Genomic DNA, 14,841 nt, shown 5'->3' with positions numbered 1-14,841 from the left:
TCACACCGGCCGAGTCTGGCCGTCGCCCCACACGATCCACTTCGTGGAGGTGAGTTCGGGCAGTGCCATCGGGCCGCGGGCATGCAGCTTCTGGGTGGAGATGCCGATCTCGGCGCCGAAGCCGAACTGCTCACCGTCGGTGAACGCGGTGGACGCGTTCACCATCACCGCGGCGGCGTCGACGCGGGCGGTGAACTCGCGGGCAGCGGCAAGGTCGGCGGTGACGATGGCCTCGGTGTGGCCGGTCCCCCAGGTGTTGATGTGGTCGACCGCGGCGTCGAGGTCGTCGACGACCTTCAGCGCGATATCCATGGTGAGGTACTCCTCACCCCAGTCGGCGTCGGTGGCCGGGACCTGACCGGGCAGATCGCCGTGGATGGTGACGCCCGCGTCTTCGAGCGCCTTGCTGAGGCGGGGCAGCGCGGTCGCGGCGACGGCGGCATCGATGAGCACCGTCTCGGCGGCGTTGCAGACGCTGGGGCGGCGGGTCTTGGCGTTGAGCACGATGGCCTCGGCCATGTCCAGGTCGGCTGCCGAGTGCACGTAGACGTGGCAATTGCCGGTGCCGGTCTCGATGGTGGGCACCTGTGCGTCGCGGACGACGGCGTTGATCAGGCCCGCGCCACCGCGCGGGATCACCACGTCGACGAGGCCGCGGGCCTGGATCAGGTGGGTGACGCTCGAGCGGTCATGACTGGGCAGCAGCTGTACAGCGTCGGCCGGAACACCTTGGACGACAAGGGCTTCGCGCAGTACTTCGACCAGGGCGGCATTGGAGTTCGCGGCCGACGACGACCCACGGAGCAGCGCCGCGTTACCCGACTTGAGGGCGAGGCCGAAGGCGTCGACGGTGACATTGGGCCGCGCCTCGTAGACCATGCCGACCACGCCGAGCGGGACACGGGTCTGGCGGATCTCGAGACCGTTGGGCAACGTGGAACCGCGCACGATGACGCCGACCGGGTCGGGCAGGGTGGCCACCTGGCGCAGACCCGAGGCGATGCCGTCGATCCGAGCCTTGGTGAGGCGCAGCCGGTCGAGCAGATTCTCCTCGGTTCCGGCCGCCTGCGCGGTCGCGATGTCGGCGGCATTGGCCGCGAGCACGCGATCGGCGGCGGCGAGCAGGGCGTCGGCCGCCGCGTGCAGTGCGTCGTTCTTCTGCGCCGTGGTCAGCTGTGCCAGCACACGGGACGCGACGCGAGCCCTGCGGGCGGCGTCGTGCACCGCTGCGCGGATGTCGAGCTCGGGGGTCACTTCTACCGTCATGGGTATCAGCGTACGCAGTGCGCCTTGCGCGCTCGACCCCACCCAGGACCCGGAATACCCCTCCGACCGGCACCGGGACCGAGTTGTCCACAGGTTCGGCGCCGCCGTCAACGGAGTTATCCACAAGGCGTGACCACTGGGTTTCCGTGCGTGCACGCCGACCGGCCGAATGCGACGAACCGCCCGAACCCGATAGGAGCGGCGGCGTCACCGTTAGATTTACCGCCATGGATCGCCCCGATTCCCCGACCGTCGTCGTACTCGGCAGCGTCAACATGGATCTGGTCACGACAACCGCACGCAGGCCCGCACCGGGCGAGACCGTGCTCGGGACCGAGTTCGCGACCGTGCCGGGGGGTAAGGGCGCGAACCAGGCGATCGCGGCGGCGCGATCCGGTGCGCAGGTGCGGTTTCTCGGGGCGATCGGCGACGACGCGTTCGGCACGGAGCTGGCGGCCACGCTCTCGGCGGCCGGCGTCGATATCACCTTGCTACGCAGGGTCGACGGTGCCAGCGGGGTCGCCTCGATCATCGTCGACGGCACCGGCGAGAACAGCATCATCGTGGTGGCGGGAGCGAACGGGCGAATGACCGAGCTGACCGCCGCCGAACTCGCGGCGATCGCGGATGCCGACATGCTGTTGTGCCAGTTGGAGATTCCGATCGAGACAGTGCGCGCCGCAGCACAGCACGCCCGCGCGTCGGGCACGGTCGTCGCGCTGAATCCTTCGCCGGTGCAGCCGCTGCCCGAGGAGTTGTGGGCCGCCGTCGACCTCGCGATCGTGAATTCACTGGAGTCCGAGCAGTATTCGGCCGAGCTGACGCAGGTAGCGCATCTGGTGCGCACGCTCGGTGGGGACGGGGCGGTCTATCGCGGCGATGGAACCGAGCTGTCCGCCGCGGGCCTCGACGTAGCGGTTCTCGACACGACCGGCGCGGGCGACGCGTTCACCGGCGCACTGGTCGCGACCTGGGATCAGGGCGCGTCTACCGCGCTGAACTGGGCGAATACCGCCGGAGCATTGGCGACCACCAGTCTCGGCGCAAGCTCGTCGATCCCTGGGAGCGCGCAGATCGCGGCTGCACTCACCCCCAGTTGACCTTCAGGCGCCGTGAAAATCAGGTGCGACACATCCGCCCCACCCATACCGTTGGTCCTTCATCCAGGAAAGGACCGACCATGTTTCCCGTCGAGCTGCGCGGTACGCGAGCGCAGACGCTCATGTGGGCCGACGAGCACGAGATCGAGCAGTCAGCGCTGCGCCAGCTTCGCAATATCGCGAATTTGGAATGGGTGCACGGACTGCGCGTGATGCCCGATGTGCACCTGGGAAAAGGGGCGACAGTGGGCTCGGTGATCGCCATGCGTCATGCGGTCGCGCCCGCTGCGGTCGGGGTCGATATCGGCTGCGGGATGGAGAGTGTGAAGACCGATCTCACCGCGGCCGATCTGCCGGACGATCTGCGGTCGCTGCGGAGCCGGATCGAGCAGGCGGTGCCCGTCGGCTTCCAGGCGCACAAGGACGCGGTGAACGTGACGAAGCTCGGTGCCGAGCTCGCGGGTTCGCACGGGCAGGCGGCGCTGCGCGCCAACGGCTGGGCGCGGTTCTGGCGTTCGTTCGGCGAGCTGCATCCCGGGGTATCCCAGCTGGAATCCAAGGCGCACAAGCAGATCGGCTCACTCGGGTCCGGCAATCACTTCATCGAAGTCTGCCTCGACTCCGAGGACGCCGTCTGGATTCTGTTGCACTCCGGTTCGCGCAATATCGGCAAGGAACTGGCCGAGCGGCACATGGCGGTGGCGCGCGCGTTGCCGCACAACCAGTCGCTGCCGGATCGGGATCTGGCCGTGTTCGTCTCCGGGACCGCGGAAATGGACGCTTACCGGCGCGATCTCACCTGGGCGCAGGAGTACGCCGCGCGCAATCGGGCGGTGATGCTGTCGCTGGTGTGCCGTGCGGTGCGCGACGAATTCGCCGGGCGCGAGGTGCGTTTCGACGACCCCGTTTCGTGCCACCACAACTATGTGGCCGAGGAGATCATCGACGGTGAGCCGATGCTGGTGACCCGGAAGGGTGCCGTGCGGGCGGGTGCCGGTGAACTCGCCTTGATTCCGGGATCGATGGGGACGCGCTCGTATGTGGTGCGGGGCAAGGGGAATCCTGCTTCGTTCCAGTCGGCTTCGCACGGTGCGGGGCGGCGGTTGAGCCGGTCGGCGGCCAAGAAGCAGTTCACGGTCGCGGATCTGGTGGCGCAGACCGAAGGTGTGGAATCGCGCAAGGACGCGGGCGTGGTCGATGAGATCCCGGCCGCGTACAAGGACATCGACCAGGTGATCGCGGCACAGGCCGACCTGGTCGACGTGGTGGCGACGCTGCGTCAGGTGCTGTGTGTGAAGGGCTGATTCATCGTCGGCGCAGGGTGCCCGCCACACCTGCGCCGACGAGCAGCAACCCGACGACGAAGGTGTAGCCGTTGGTGATCCACGCGTTGATCGCGAGGTGCATCTCGTCGTTCATCAGCGGCAGATCACCGACCATCCGCCAGGTGCTCTCCGGCGACACGAAGTAGACCAGACTCGGCAGCACGCCCCACACCAGCCCGGCCAGGACCGTCGCGATCGGGGTGAACCCGGCCAGGGCGCTGACCAGCAGGAGCAACAGCGCGCCCACGATGATCTGCAGGGTCGAGCCGAGCCGGTCGGCCGCATCACCGAGGATGACCCACCGGCTGGTGTCCAGCGCGCCGTGCGCGGCCAGCCCCATTCCGACCGGTGTCACGATCAGCGCGAGAAACGCGCCGATCAGTGTCCGGGAGGTGTTCGAGTTCGTCTGGAATTGCGAACCGGGCGGCGACCACCCCGCAGGCGAGTCGAATCTGTTCGACATGAGTCCCCTCCCACAGCCCGGTGATCAGCCCTATTCTCCTCCCCCACGGGCCGATTCACCGGGTGATCGAGCACGACCGGCCACCATCGCGCGGAGGTGGTTCTGTACCGCCGATCAAACTTGTCGGTGGGACAAGGCAGCATGGGCCGCATGACCTCACCCGCAGGCAACGATGTGCTCGACCTGACGGCTCCTGACCTGCGCGAACGAGCCGAGGAGCTGCTCCGTGAGCTCGCCGGGCCCGACGCGCGGTTGCGGGAGGACCAGTGGATCGCGATCGAAGCGCTGGTGGTGCAGCGCAGGCGGGCGCTGGTGGTGCAGCGGACCGGCTGGGGTAAGTCGGCGGTGTACTTCATCGCGGCCAAGTTGCTGCGCGGTGCGGGGCGGGGGCCGACGGTGATCGTGTCGCCGCTGCTGGCGTTGATGCGCAACCAGGTGGCGGCCGCCGAGCGCGCCGGGGTGGTGGCGGCCACGATCAACTCGGGCAATGTCACCGAGTGGGACGAGATCCATCAGCGGGTGGCCGACGGCGAGGTCGACGTGCTGCTGGTGAGTCCGGAACGATTGAACAACCCCGACTTTCGCGATCAGGTACTGCCCCGGCTGGCCGCCGATGCCGGGCTCGTCGTGATCGACGAGGCGCACTGTGTATCGGACTGGGGACACGACTTCCGGCCCGATTACCGTCGTATTCGCACGCTGATCGCCGACCTGGGATCCGAGGTGCCGGTGCTGGCGACCACCGCGACCGCCAACGACCGGGTGGTCACCGATGTGGCCGGGCAGATCGGCACCGACACGCTGGTGTTGCGTGGCACGCTGGATCGCGAGTCGCTGCATCTGTCGGTGGTCCGGTTCGACGACGCGGTCCAGCGCACGGCGTGGCTGGGTGAGCAGCTGCATCGGATGCCGGGTTCGGGGATCATCTACTGCCTCACCGTCGCGGCGGCCAACGATCTGGCCGACCTGCTCAACTCGCACGGCCACACCGTCGCCGCCTACACCGGCCAAACCGACCCGGCCGAACGTGAGGTGCTCGAAGCAGCCCTGCTGAACAACGAGGTCAAAGCACTGATCGCGACGTCGGCGCTCGGGATGGGCTTCGACAAACCGGATCTCGGATTCGTCGTGCACGTCGGGGCGCCGTCCTCGCCGATCGCCTACTACCAGCAGGTCGGCCGTGCGGGCCGAGGCACCGAGCGCGCCGAGGTCGTACTGCTGCCGGGGCCCGAGGACGCGCGGATCTGGAGCTACTTCGCCTCCGTCGCCTTCCCTCGGGAGCACATCGTGCGCTCGGTGCTCGCCGCGCTGGACAGCGACCGGGCGATGTCGACGGTGGCGATCGAGCCGCTGGTCGAGCTGAATCGATCACGCCTCGAGATGGTGCTGAAGGTGCTCGATGTCGACGGTGCCGTGCGCCGGGTCCGCGGCGGCTGGCTCTCGACCGGCCAGGACTGGACCTACGACACCGAACGCTACGAGGGCTTGGCCGCGGCACGCGACGCCGAACAGCAGGCGATGATCGACTATCAGGCGACTGCCACCTGCCGGATGACCTTCCTGCGCCGCCAACTCGACGATCCAGGCCTGGACGGGCTCGCCACCTCGGACCTCGATTGCGGCCGCTGCGACAACTGCACCGGCACCCGCCCCGACACCACCGTCGACGACGCCGCGATCGCCGCCACCCGAGCCCGCCTCGACCGCCCCGGCCTCGACCTCGCTCCCCGCAAACAGTGGCCGAGCGGTATGGCCAAACTGGGAATCCCGTTGTCGGGCAAGATCTCCGGCGGCGCCGAAACCGGCCGCGTCCTCGGCAGGCTCACCGACCTCGGCTGGGGCATGCGCCTGCGCGCCCTGCTCGACGCCCCCGACGCACCGGTGCCCGACGCGGTCTTCGACGCCTGCATCGCGGTCCTGCGCGACTGGACCTGGGCCACCCGCCCCACCTCGGTCCTTGCCCTCGAATCCCCTCGTTATCCCCAGCTCACCACGAGTCTCGCCGAGCGCCTGGCGCACATCGGCAGACTCGACAACCTCGGCACTCTCCACACGAGACCGGACCGCCCCCCGGTCTCCGCGGCGAACTCCGCCCACCGCGTGGCCGGCCTGTTCGACTCCTGGGAGCTCCCCGACCTCGCCGACGTCAATGGCCCCATCCTCCTCGTGGACACCCTCACCGATACCGGCTGGACCATGACCGTCGCCGCCCATGCCCTGCGCACCAGCGGCGCCGACGCGGTCCTGCCTTTCGCCCTGGCCACTCCCACCTGACCCGCCCACACGCCAAAACCCCCAACACGCCGCCCAGATTGTGTGCACCCACCGTCACCAGTGCTTGAATGCGCCTATGACCAGGACCACATTTGCTCGAACCCTGATGGCCGTTGCCGCGGGCTGTGCGGCCGGATTCACCCTCTTGACCGTTCCCGCCCAGGCGTCGAACGAGAACCCACTCGACTGCGCGGGCGTGCCAGGCGCCCAGGCCGCCGCCGACCGCGAGAGCGCCATCCGCGGCATCGCCATCACGCCGCTGTGCTTCAGCGGCGGCCTCTACAGCGGTATCCACGCCGGCATCCCGCTGGCGGTGTTCAACCCCCTGACCATGCCCGGCACCGCGAGTGTGTGCGTCGCGGAACGTGAAACCGTCGAGGCGGCAGCGAAGTTCGAATGGACCGAGCAGGTCCATGTGATGCCGATGTGCATCCAGAACCGGGCGTTCGGCGTCTACGAGCTGTAGTTTCGCCCGCGACGGAGCGGTCCGCACGGAAGTAGTTCCGTGCGGACTTTTTTTGCCTCTTGCTCTATACGTATACATCTACTTATAGTGAGTCGAACGGAACGTACGACCACCACAACTGCACACAGACCCACGACGACGGCCCGGAACGAGGGGTACGCCGCTCGTACACCCATGCCCATATGCGCACTGCCTTATCGAATCGGAGCGAACGATGACCGACGCCACGCACGACACGGACACCGCCGCGGTGGACACCACCAAGCCGACTATCACCGACAACGACGACTTCGCCCCCGTCACCGTGAAGGTAGGCCCCGGCGGCGGCCGCACCCAGCGCTTCACCGGCCGCAAGGTCGGCGAATCACGCCAGGTCACCCGCAAAGCCATCGAAACCGTCCGCGTGTACGTGACCCGCAAGGGCAACTTCCTGGTGCACAAGCAGACCGCCGCGTGGTCGGACTACAACGAGCTCGGCGACTGGACCGAGGACTGGAAGAACTGGCGCTCGATCCTCGGCAAGGGCGAACAGAGCTGGGGCGACTACACCACCCAGGTGGTCGACTCGCTCGACGCACTGCGCCCGCTGGTCCCACCGAAGGTCCATCTGATGATCGTCGACCGCGTCGAGCACCCGCTGAACCACGACCTCGACGTCTGAGAATCCAGGCCGGAAAGGACCTACCACCATGTTCGCCAGACTGGGACGCGTCGTCGTCCATCATCCCTGGAAAGTGATCGGGCTCTGGGTGCTCGCGATCGTCGCCGTGTTGTCCACGGCGCCGACGCTCACCGCGACGACCGACCAATCCGAGTTCCTGCCTTCACATTACGAGTCGATCCAGGCGATGAAGCTGCAGGAGCGGGCATTTCCGCAGCATGCCGCACCCGCCGCCCTCATCGTGGTGGTCCGCGCGGACGGCGCGGCGCTGACCGAGGACGACTCGACCGCGGTCACCTCCGCCGCCGCCGCACTCACCGCACGGAATATCGAGGGCGTCACCGGCATTCAGGTGACACCGCCATCGGAGAACCGGCTGGTCCAGGTCATCGCGGTGCAGATGACCAAGCTCACCGACGCCGCCGACAAGACCCAGGGCGAGGCGGTGAAGAGTCTGCGCGAGCAGCTGAAAGAACAGGTGCGTGACACCGGGTTGAAGGCAGGCATCACCGGCACCGCGGCGCAGACCCTCGATCAGACCGAAGAGGGTGAGAAGGGCATGGCGATCATCGGCATCGCCACGATCGTGCTGATCCTGGTGCTGCTGCTGATCATCTTCCGCAGTCCGGTCATCGCGTTGCTGCCGGTGCTCACCATCGGCGCGATCTCGAGCATGGTCAGCGGTCTGATCGCCATGGCGGCCAAGGCTTTCGACCTCGATATCGACACGTCGATCAGCGCGATTCTGCTGGTGGTGCTGTTCGGCGTCGGCACCGATTACATCTTGTTCCTGATGTTCCGCTACCGCGAACGGCTGCGGGCGGGCGACGATCCGAAGACCGCGATGGTCAATGCCGTGACCCGCGTCGGTGAGGCCATCACCTCGGCGGCGGCCGCCGTGATCATCGCGTTCATGGCGCTGACGCTGTCGAGCCTCGGCATGTTCCGGGCGATGGGTCCGGCGCTGGCGATCGCTGTCGCGGTGGCGCTACTGGCCGGCCTCACACTGGTACCCGCGATCGTCTCGCTGCTCGGCACCAAGGTGTTCTGGCCATCGAAAGCGTGGCAGGTCGAGCCGAGGGGCGCCCGGTTCGGCGCGATCGGTGCGGCGATGGGCAGGCGACCCGGCGTGTTCGCCGTCGCCTCCGGCGGTGTGCTGGTGGCGCTCGGGGTGTTCGCGGTCGGCTTCAATCCGACCTTCGACCTGAGCTCGGGCTCCACCTCCGACGCCTCCGAGTCGGTCGTCTTCACCACCGAGCTGCTCGAGGGCATGCCCGCCGGTGCCACCCAGCCCTCGGACGTGCTGCTGCACTCACCCGGCGGGCCGCTGGGCGACGACCAGCTCGCGACATATCGGACGGCACTGACCCAGGTCGACGGCGTCGGCCAGGTCGGGCAAGCGCAGCTGTCGCCGGACCGGACGATCGCGAACTTCCAGGTGACGCTCGCCAACGCACCGGAATCCGATGCCGCGCTAGACACGGTGGCCGGTCCACTCCGTGAGGTCGCGCATCAGGCAGCGCCCGCGGGTGCCACCGCGGCGGTCGGCGGCATGACCGCGGTGTACGTCGACTTCAAGGACGCGATGAATCACGACTACGCGATCGTGTTCCCGGTGGCCGCGATCCTGATCATGCTCGTGCTGGCGCTGCTGCTGCGCAGTCTCGTCGCGCCGTGGTACCTGATGGCCTCGGTGTTCCTCGGCTTCGCCGCGACCCTTGGTGCGACGGTGCTGGTGTTCCAGCAGATCCAGGGTGAGAACGGGCTGATCTTCACGCTGCCGGTGATCATGTACCTGTTCGTCGTCGCGCTTGGCACCGACTACAACATCCTGATGGTCGCCCGCCTGCGGGAGGAAGCCCGCGAGGGGCACACCCCACGCGAGGCGGCGGCGCTGGCCGTGCGGCACACCGGGCCGACGGTGGCCGCGGCCGGGTTGATCCTGGCAGGCACGTTCGCCTCGATGATGTTGGCGGGCAACAGCACGCTGTCGCAGATGGGCTTCGCGATCTCGGTGGGCATCGCGATCGCCGCGTTCGTGATGGCGCTGTTCTTCACCCCAGCGGTGACCGCGCTGCTCGGGCGACGCGCGTGGTGGCCCGGCCACGGCGGTGACAGCGACGAGGACGCGAAGTCCCGTTGGGCTGAGCACTCCTACGCCGAGAGCTACTACACACCGCCGACGGAGAACAGCCGCTGGTAGACACAGCAGCACCACGCGACGCAGGTCCGCTCCCCGCCGGGGGCGGGCCTGCTCGTCTATCGTTGGGCGGGTGGCCAAGTCTGCGGCGCCTGCGGTCGAACTACCGGTGGGTGAGCACACGGTGCGGGTCAGCAATCCCGACCGGGTGTATTTTCCCGAGCTCGGGGTGACCAAGCTCGACCTCGTGCGGTACTACCTGAGCGTCGGGGACGGGATCGTCAACGCGCTGCGGGATCGGCCCTGCATGCTGCACCGATTCCCCAAAGGGCTGCCCGGCGGGAAGGTCCATCAGAAGCGGGTGCCCGCGGGTGCGCCGGACTGGATTCCGACGGTGCGCGTGTACTTTCCGCGCTACGGCAGGCACGCCGACGAGCTGTGCGTGCAGGAGCTCGCGGACGTGATCTGGGCGGTGCAGATGTCCACGGTCGAGTTCCATCCCTGGAATTCCCGGGCCGCCGATACCGAGTCGCCCGACGAATGGCGCATCGATCTCGATCCGATGCCGGACTGCCCGTGGTCGCGGGTGCAGCGGGTAGCCGGGGTGGTGCACGAGGTGCTCGACGAACTCGGGGCGGTCGGCTGGCCGAAGACCTCCGGTGGTTCGGGGCTGCATGTGTATGTGCGGATCGCACCGGAGTACGGCTTCCAGCAGGTCCGGCGGGCCGCGCTCGCGTTCGCGCAGGAAGTGGAGCGACGCGCGCCCGAGGATGTCACGACGGCCTGGTGGCGCAAGGATCGCGATCCGGCACAGTTGTTCGTCGACTACAACCAGAACGCGCGCGACCACACCATCGCGGCCGCCTACTCGGTGCGCGGCGTCCCGGAAGCGACCGTGTCGACCCCGGTGCGCTGGACCGAGATCGACGACATCACACCGCGTGATTTCACCGTCCAGACCGTGCCCGCCCGCTACGCCGAACTCGGTGACCTGCAGGCCGACATGGACAAGGCCGTTTTCGACATCGCACCCCTGCTGGAACTGGCCGACCGGCACGGCACCGAAGAGCCCGTCGACCTCGACGAATCGTGAGCCGCCCGGCCCGGACACCGCCGCGCACGGGACGGGACGGGGAGGGTGCGGCGGCGCCGTCGACAGCGACGAGGAAGAATCAGAGTCCGGGACCGCACGCGGTGCCGATGACAGCGCTCGAGCCGCAGTGCGGCGCAGACTCACCGATCGACCCAGGAGGTCTCTGTGCAGGAATCCGCGACCACGATCGCGCTCGCCCCGGATCAGCCGGCGCCGCGTTTGCTCGAGAAGGCGGTCGTCGGAGCGGGCGCTCTGGTCGGTGAGCTGGCGGAGGCCGACGCACTGATCTGGACCGGCACACCCGGCGACTTTCCGGTGAGCCTGCCGTCGTCGGTGCGCTGGGTGCAGTTGCCCGCCGCGGGGATCGAGGACTTCTTCGACGCCGGTGTGTTCACCGCGCACCCGGACGTGCGGTTCACCTCCGCGGCCGGCGCGTTCTCGCACAGCGTCGCCGAGCACGCGCTGATGCTGTTGCTGGCCGGTGTGCGGTATCTGCCCGAGCAGTTGCGGGCGACGTCGTGGCAGCAGCGCGAGTTCTTCCCGCACGTCGGGTCGTTGCGCGGGAAGACCGTGACGATCGTCGGCGCGGGCGGGATCGGGCGCGCGCTGATCCCGATGCTGGCGCCGCTGGGCGCGCACGTGATCGCGGTGAACCGGTCCGGCCGCCCGGTGCGTGGTGACGGCATCCCCGCCGACGTGGAGACGGTGCCGAGCGATCAGCTCGCGCGGGTCTGGTCGCACACCGACCACGTGGTGGTCGCGGCTCCGGCGACGGCGCAGACCCGCCACCTCATCGGCGCGGACGAGCTGGCCCGGCTCAAGCCGTCGTCGTGGGTGATCAATGTGGCCCGTGGCAGCCTGATCGACACCGACGCGCTGGTCGACGCGCTGACCGGCGGGTTGATCGGGGGCGCCGGGCTCGACGTCACCGACCCGGAACCACTGCCCGACGGCCACCCCCTGTGGACGTTGCCGAACGCGATCATCACCCCGCACGATTCGAACCCACCCCAGCTGCGGCTGGCGGCGTTCGCCGATCATGTCGGCGCGAATGTGGCGCGGTTCGTCGCGGGCGAGCCGCTGGACGCGATCATCGACACCTCGCGCGGCTACTGAGAGGTCCGGCCGCTCACCCAGGCGGCGATCTGGCTGCGTTTGGCGAAGCCGAGCTTGGTGAGGATGTGCTGAACGTGGTTCTGGGCAGTACGGTCGGAAAGTACCAGGGCACTGGCGATCTCGTGATTGGTGAGGCCGCGGGTCACCAGATCGGCGACCTCGCGTTCGCGTGGTGTCAGCGCGATGCAGCTGATTTCGCGTGCGGCGACAACGTGCAGGCGCTCCACCCACGGACACATGCCGAACGAGACTGCCTGCGGCACAGCCCTTTTCGCGATAGTGACGGCCTCGACCGGGTCGCCGTCACGAAGTAGCAGCTCGGCGAGTTCGCAATCGGCTTCGACGGCGAAACCCGGAGCCCCGATCGCGCGAGCGGTCTGCGCGGCGTGGCCCAGTTCGGTGCGAGCCGTGTCCGGATCGTCCAGTGCCCCAGCGAATTTTCCCAGCCACAGCGTGACCGGGCCGAGGTAGTGCGCGTTTCCGCCACCACCGGTGACGTGCATGCCCCGGAAGGGGTCGAGTCGCTCACGGAAGTAGTCGACGTCATCGGCGAGCCCGAGCGCGGCGGCGATCGACCCGCCGACCGCGAGCACATTGAGCCGGAAATACGGTGGTATCGACCACTTCCGGGGTGGACCGAGGCTGCGATAGAACGGCTCGGCTTCCGTGATGAGCCCGCTGTCCACCATCGGAAACGCGGTGCCGAGGGCGGCGAACAGCAGATTGCGCACTTCCCCGCGCGCCGGCGCGCCGGGACCCGTCAGCGCTTCATGTCGATGGCCGCGGTGATGGCCGACGACGGCCAGCAGCGCCCGGTGCGCACCCTCCCCCGCCGGATGCCCCAGCTTCGCGGCGAGCGCGTGCGCCTGCCCGCCGAGCTCGAGCGCATCCTCGAATTCGGCGTGCGCCTGAGCCAGCGCGGCCTGCGCGATGAGCAGGTGCCACCGCGACATCGGCCCACCGGTGCGGTCCGAACACCAACCCAGACAGGACAATTCGCCGGTGATCTCGCTCAGATCCCCCTGCTCCCACAACGCATCGATGCGCCACAATCGGCCCCACATCTCCACGGCGGGATCCCGCGCGCGTTCGCCCGCTTCGATCATCCGGGCGGCGAGGACACGGTGTTCGTCGCGGTGTTCGGGTCCACTGCGGGCGAGTTGACGGGCCCGCAGCGCGGCGGCGAGCACACCGGGATCGTCACTGCGATCCGCTGATTCCAGCGCGGCCCTGCTTGATTCATCGACACCGCCGAGATTGCCGAGGTAGACCGCCGCCTCGGTGGCGCGGGCCAGCAACCGTGCCCGCAGCGATTCGGGCAGCACGCCGACGGTCGGCGCCTCGGTGGCCGGTGTGCCGGGCATCGAATCAGCGTCCGCTACGGCGGGCATGCCATCGACGGTCGGCGTGCCGATCGGAGCATCGGCAGTCATGCTGTCGGGCCAGGTGTCGGCGGCCAGCGCTTCGGCACAAGCGTCGGCGATATCGCGATCCCAACTCCGGTCGCCGATCGGCTCGAGGACCAGCGCGGCTTCGGCCAGTAGCACAGCGGCCTTGTGCCGGTCCTGTGCGGAATCGCCAGCCCCACAAGTGTTTTGTCGACCCCGGGCCGCGCGCGCTACTGCCTGCGCGGCAGCGCAATCCGATTTCGCGGAAGTCAGGTCGCCGGCGCGGGTGGATGCGGCCGCCCGTTGGAGCAGCAGGCCGCCCCGGTCGATCGGATCGACGTCGGCGGCGTGCGCCAGGGCCAATCCGTAGAGCCGCACGGCTTCCTCGAACGCCAACTCCCGCAGTGCGACATCGGCCGCCCGGCGCGCCCAGCGTACGGCTGGTTCGTACGCCCCACCCACGGCGGCGTTGGCCCAGTGCCAGGCCAGGGCGGCCGAATTCGACTCCACCGCATCGGGATACAGCTCTTCGATGGCCAGCGCCGCCCGCTGATGCAGCACCACGCGCTGCTGGAGCGACAGTCCGTCGAGCAGGGCGGCGCGCACCAGCGCGTGGGTGAAACGCACCGCGCCCGGTTCTTCGCCCGGCACCAGCAAACCGGCCTCGATCGCCTCGTCGACCGCGGCCAGGCACTCCGGGATCGACCGCTCGACGAGCCGTGCGACCACCGCGATCGTGAACCTTTCACCCAGGATCGACGCGGCCCGTAGCAACTCTCGCGCCGACGTCGAGCGGGGTGTCATGCGGCCGCGCACCACCTCGCGCAGGCTGGTGGGCAGACGGAGCGCGTCATCGGTGGAGCCGCGCAGGGAACGACCGAGTTCACGCAGGTAGAAGGGGTTTCCGGCGGTCATATCGAAGGCCTCGCCCGCCAGCTGGTCGGGAAGATCGCGGCCCGCTTCGATCCGCAGGCAGTGCGCGGAGTCGGCGGGCGAGAGTCCGCGCAGGGGCAGCGACCCCGCTACCGGTTCACGCAGCAGGTCGGGTTTGATGGTGGTCCAGCCGGGGCCCGCGGTACCGGAGCATTCGGTGGCGCACACCATGATCCGACGCTCGCGTGAGGCACGCACCACGTAGAGCAGGGCTTGCAGCGATGGCTCGTCGGCCCAGTGGATGTCGTCGACGACCAGCAGAACTCCGGATGTCGCACCGTCGAGACCCGCGGCGAACCCGTCGAACAGGGCAACTCGGTCGGCGCCGGGAGCAGGCGTGCTGGTGCCGAGAGCCTGATGCCACAGCCAGAACGGCGGGGTATCGGGCAGTTCCAGGGCACGGGCCCACAGGGTGCGCACGCCGTCGCGTCGCGCGCGCCCGGCCAGTTCCGCGACGAGGCTGGTCTTGCCGACGCCCGCCTCGCCGGAACAGATCACCAGTTGCGGCGCACCGCGCACCGCGTCGTCGAGCCGACCCAGCAGATCGGCCAGTTCGCCGTCACGTCCGATCAACTCGGTCGTCACACCTCACCTCCGAGTATCAGAGCATACTCGC

At 68.7% G+C, this 14,841-nt stretch carries 11 protein-coding genes; 8 read left to right on the top strand and 3 right to left on the bottom strand.

Features of this window, described 5'->3' with window-relative positions; all coding sequences use genetic code 11:
* The gene (locus tag ACQHI0_RS02030; protein ID WP_427906240.1) at positions 1-1,266 is read right to left on the bottom strand and encodes a glutamate-5-semialdehyde dehydrogenase; all 1,266 of its coding nucleotides are present in this window, start codon (positions 1,264-1,266) and stop codon (positions 1-3) included.
* 227 nt (positions 1,267-1,493) lie between these two features.
* Between ACQHI0_RS02030 and ACQHI0_RS02025 the strand changes: the two genes are divergently transcribed.
* Both ACQHI0_RS02025 and ACQHI0_RS02020 read left to right on the top strand, forming a co-directional pair.
* Complete coding sequence (locus ACQHI0_RS02025; protein WP_427906239.1) at positions 1,494-2,366, top strand: ribokinase; 873 nt, start codon at positions 1,494-1,496, stop codon at positions 2,364-2,366.
* 80 nt (positions 2,367-2,446) lie between these two features.
* Positions 2,447-3,670, top strand: a complete 1,224-nt coding sequence (locus ACQHI0_RS02020; protein ID WP_427906238.1) for an RtcB family protein — start codon at positions 2,447-2,449, stop codon at positions 3,668-3,670.
* A gap of 1 nt (position 3,671) precedes the next feature.
* Here ACQHI0_RS02020 and ACQHI0_RS02015 read toward each other — a convergent pair whose 3' ends face one another.
* Positions 3,672-4,154, bottom strand: coding sequence for a hypothetical protein (locus ACQHI0_RS02015; protein ID WP_427906237.1), 483 nt, complete (start codon positions 4,152-4,154; stop codon positions 3,672-3,674).
* Between the two features lie 150 nt (positions 4,155-4,304).
* Here ACQHI0_RS02015 and ACQHI0_RS02010 point away from each other — a divergent pair, with 150 nt between their 5' ends.
* From ACQHI0_RS02010 to ACQHI0_RS01985, 6 genes are all read left to right on the top strand, one after another.
* Positions 4,305-6,428, top strand: coding sequence for a RecQ family ATP-dependent DNA helicase (locus tag ACQHI0_RS02010; protein WP_427906236.1), 2,124 nt, complete (start codon positions 4,305-4,307; stop codon positions 6,426-6,428).
* 76 nt (positions 6,429-6,504) lie between these two features.
* Positions 6,505-6,894: a hypothetical protein gene (locus ACQHI0_RS02005; protein WP_427906235.1), complete on the top strand. Its 390-nt coding sequence runs from the start codon at positions 6,505-6,507 to the stop codon at positions 6,892-6,894.
* 214 nt (positions 6,895-7,108) lie between these two features.
* On the top strand, positions 7,109-7,555 hold the full coding sequence (locus ACQHI0_RS02000) for an EXLDI protein (RefSeq protein WP_427906234.1): 447 nt from the start codon (positions 7,109-7,111) through the stop codon (positions 7,553-7,555).
* A gap of 28 nt (positions 7,556-7,583) precedes the next feature.
* Entirely contained in the window at positions 7,584-9,758 is a 2,175-nt protein-coding gene (locus tag ACQHI0_RS01995) for an MMPL family transporter (protein WP_427906233.1), read from the top strand.
* A 70-nt stretch (positions 9,759-9,828) separates the two neighbouring features.
* Positions 9,829-10,788 carry a non-homologous end-joining DNA ligase gene (gene ligD, locus ACQHI0_RS01990; RefSeq protein ID WP_427906232.1) on the top strand — a complete coding sequence of 320 codons (960 nt, stop codon included), beginning with the start codon at positions 9,829-9,831 and terminating at the stop codon, positions 10,786-10,788.
* Positions 10,789-10,953: 165 nt separating this feature from the next.
* The gene (locus ACQHI0_RS01985) at positions 10,954-11,904 is read left to right on the top strand and encodes a D-isomer specific 2-hydroxyacid dehydrogenase family protein (protein WP_427906231.1); all 951 of its coding nucleotides are present in this window, start codon (positions 10,954-10,956) and stop codon (positions 11,902-11,904) included.
* Here ACQHI0_RS01985 and ACQHI0_RS01980 read toward each other — a convergent pair.
* A complete protein-coding gene (locus ACQHI0_RS01980; protein ID WP_427906230.1) occupies positions 11,898-14,810 on the bottom strand; it encodes an AAA family ATPase in 2,913 nt (970 codons plus the stop codon). The two genes, ACQHI0_RS01985 and ACQHI0_RS01980, sit on opposite strands and share 7 nt — an antisense overlap.
* Positions 14,811-14,841 lie beyond the last annotated feature (31 nt).

This window comes from Nocardia sp. FBN12, assembly GCF_050320175.1.
Lineage (GTDB): Bacteria > Actinomycetota > Actinomycetes > Mycobacteriales > Mycobacteriaceae > Nocardia.
The sequence above is the reverse complement of the archived record's forward strand: the minus strand, read 5'-3'. Positions and strand labels throughout refer to the sequence as shown.

Excerpts from the sequence above, each read along its gene's own strand:
- ACQHI0_RS02030 (WP_427906240.1), bottom strand. The coding sequence starts at position 1,266 with ATGACGGTAGAAGTGACCCCCGAGCTCGACATCCGCGCAGCGGTGCAC.
- ACQHI0_RS02025 (WP_427906239.1), top strand. The coding sequence starts at position 1,494 with ATGGATCGCCCCGATTCCCCGACCGTCGTCGTACTCGGCAGCGTCAAC.
- ACQHI0_RS02020 (WP_427906238.1), top strand. The coding sequence starts at position 2,447 with ATGTTTCCCGTCGAGCTGCGCGGTACGCGAGCGCAGACGCTCATGTGG.
- ACQHI0_RS02015 (WP_427906237.1), bottom strand. The coding sequence starts at position 4,154 with ATGTCGAACAGATTCGACTCGCCTGCGGGGTGGTCGCCGCCCGGTTCG.
- ACQHI0_RS02010 (WP_427906236.1), top strand. The coding sequence starts at position 4,305 with ATGACCTCACCCGCAGGCAACGATGTGCTCGACCTGACGGCTCCTGAC.
- ACQHI0_RS02005 (WP_427906235.1), top strand. The coding sequence starts at position 6,505 with ATGACCAGGACCACATTTGCTCGAACCCTGATGGCCGTTGCCGCGGGC.
- ACQHI0_RS02000 (WP_427906234.1), top strand. The coding sequence starts at position 7,109 with ATGACCGACGCCACGCACGACACGGACACCGCCGCGGTGGACACCACC.
- ACQHI0_RS01995 (WP_427906233.1), top strand. The coding sequence starts at position 7,584 with ATGTTCGCCAGACTGGGACGCGTCGTCGTCCATCATCCCTGGAAAGTG.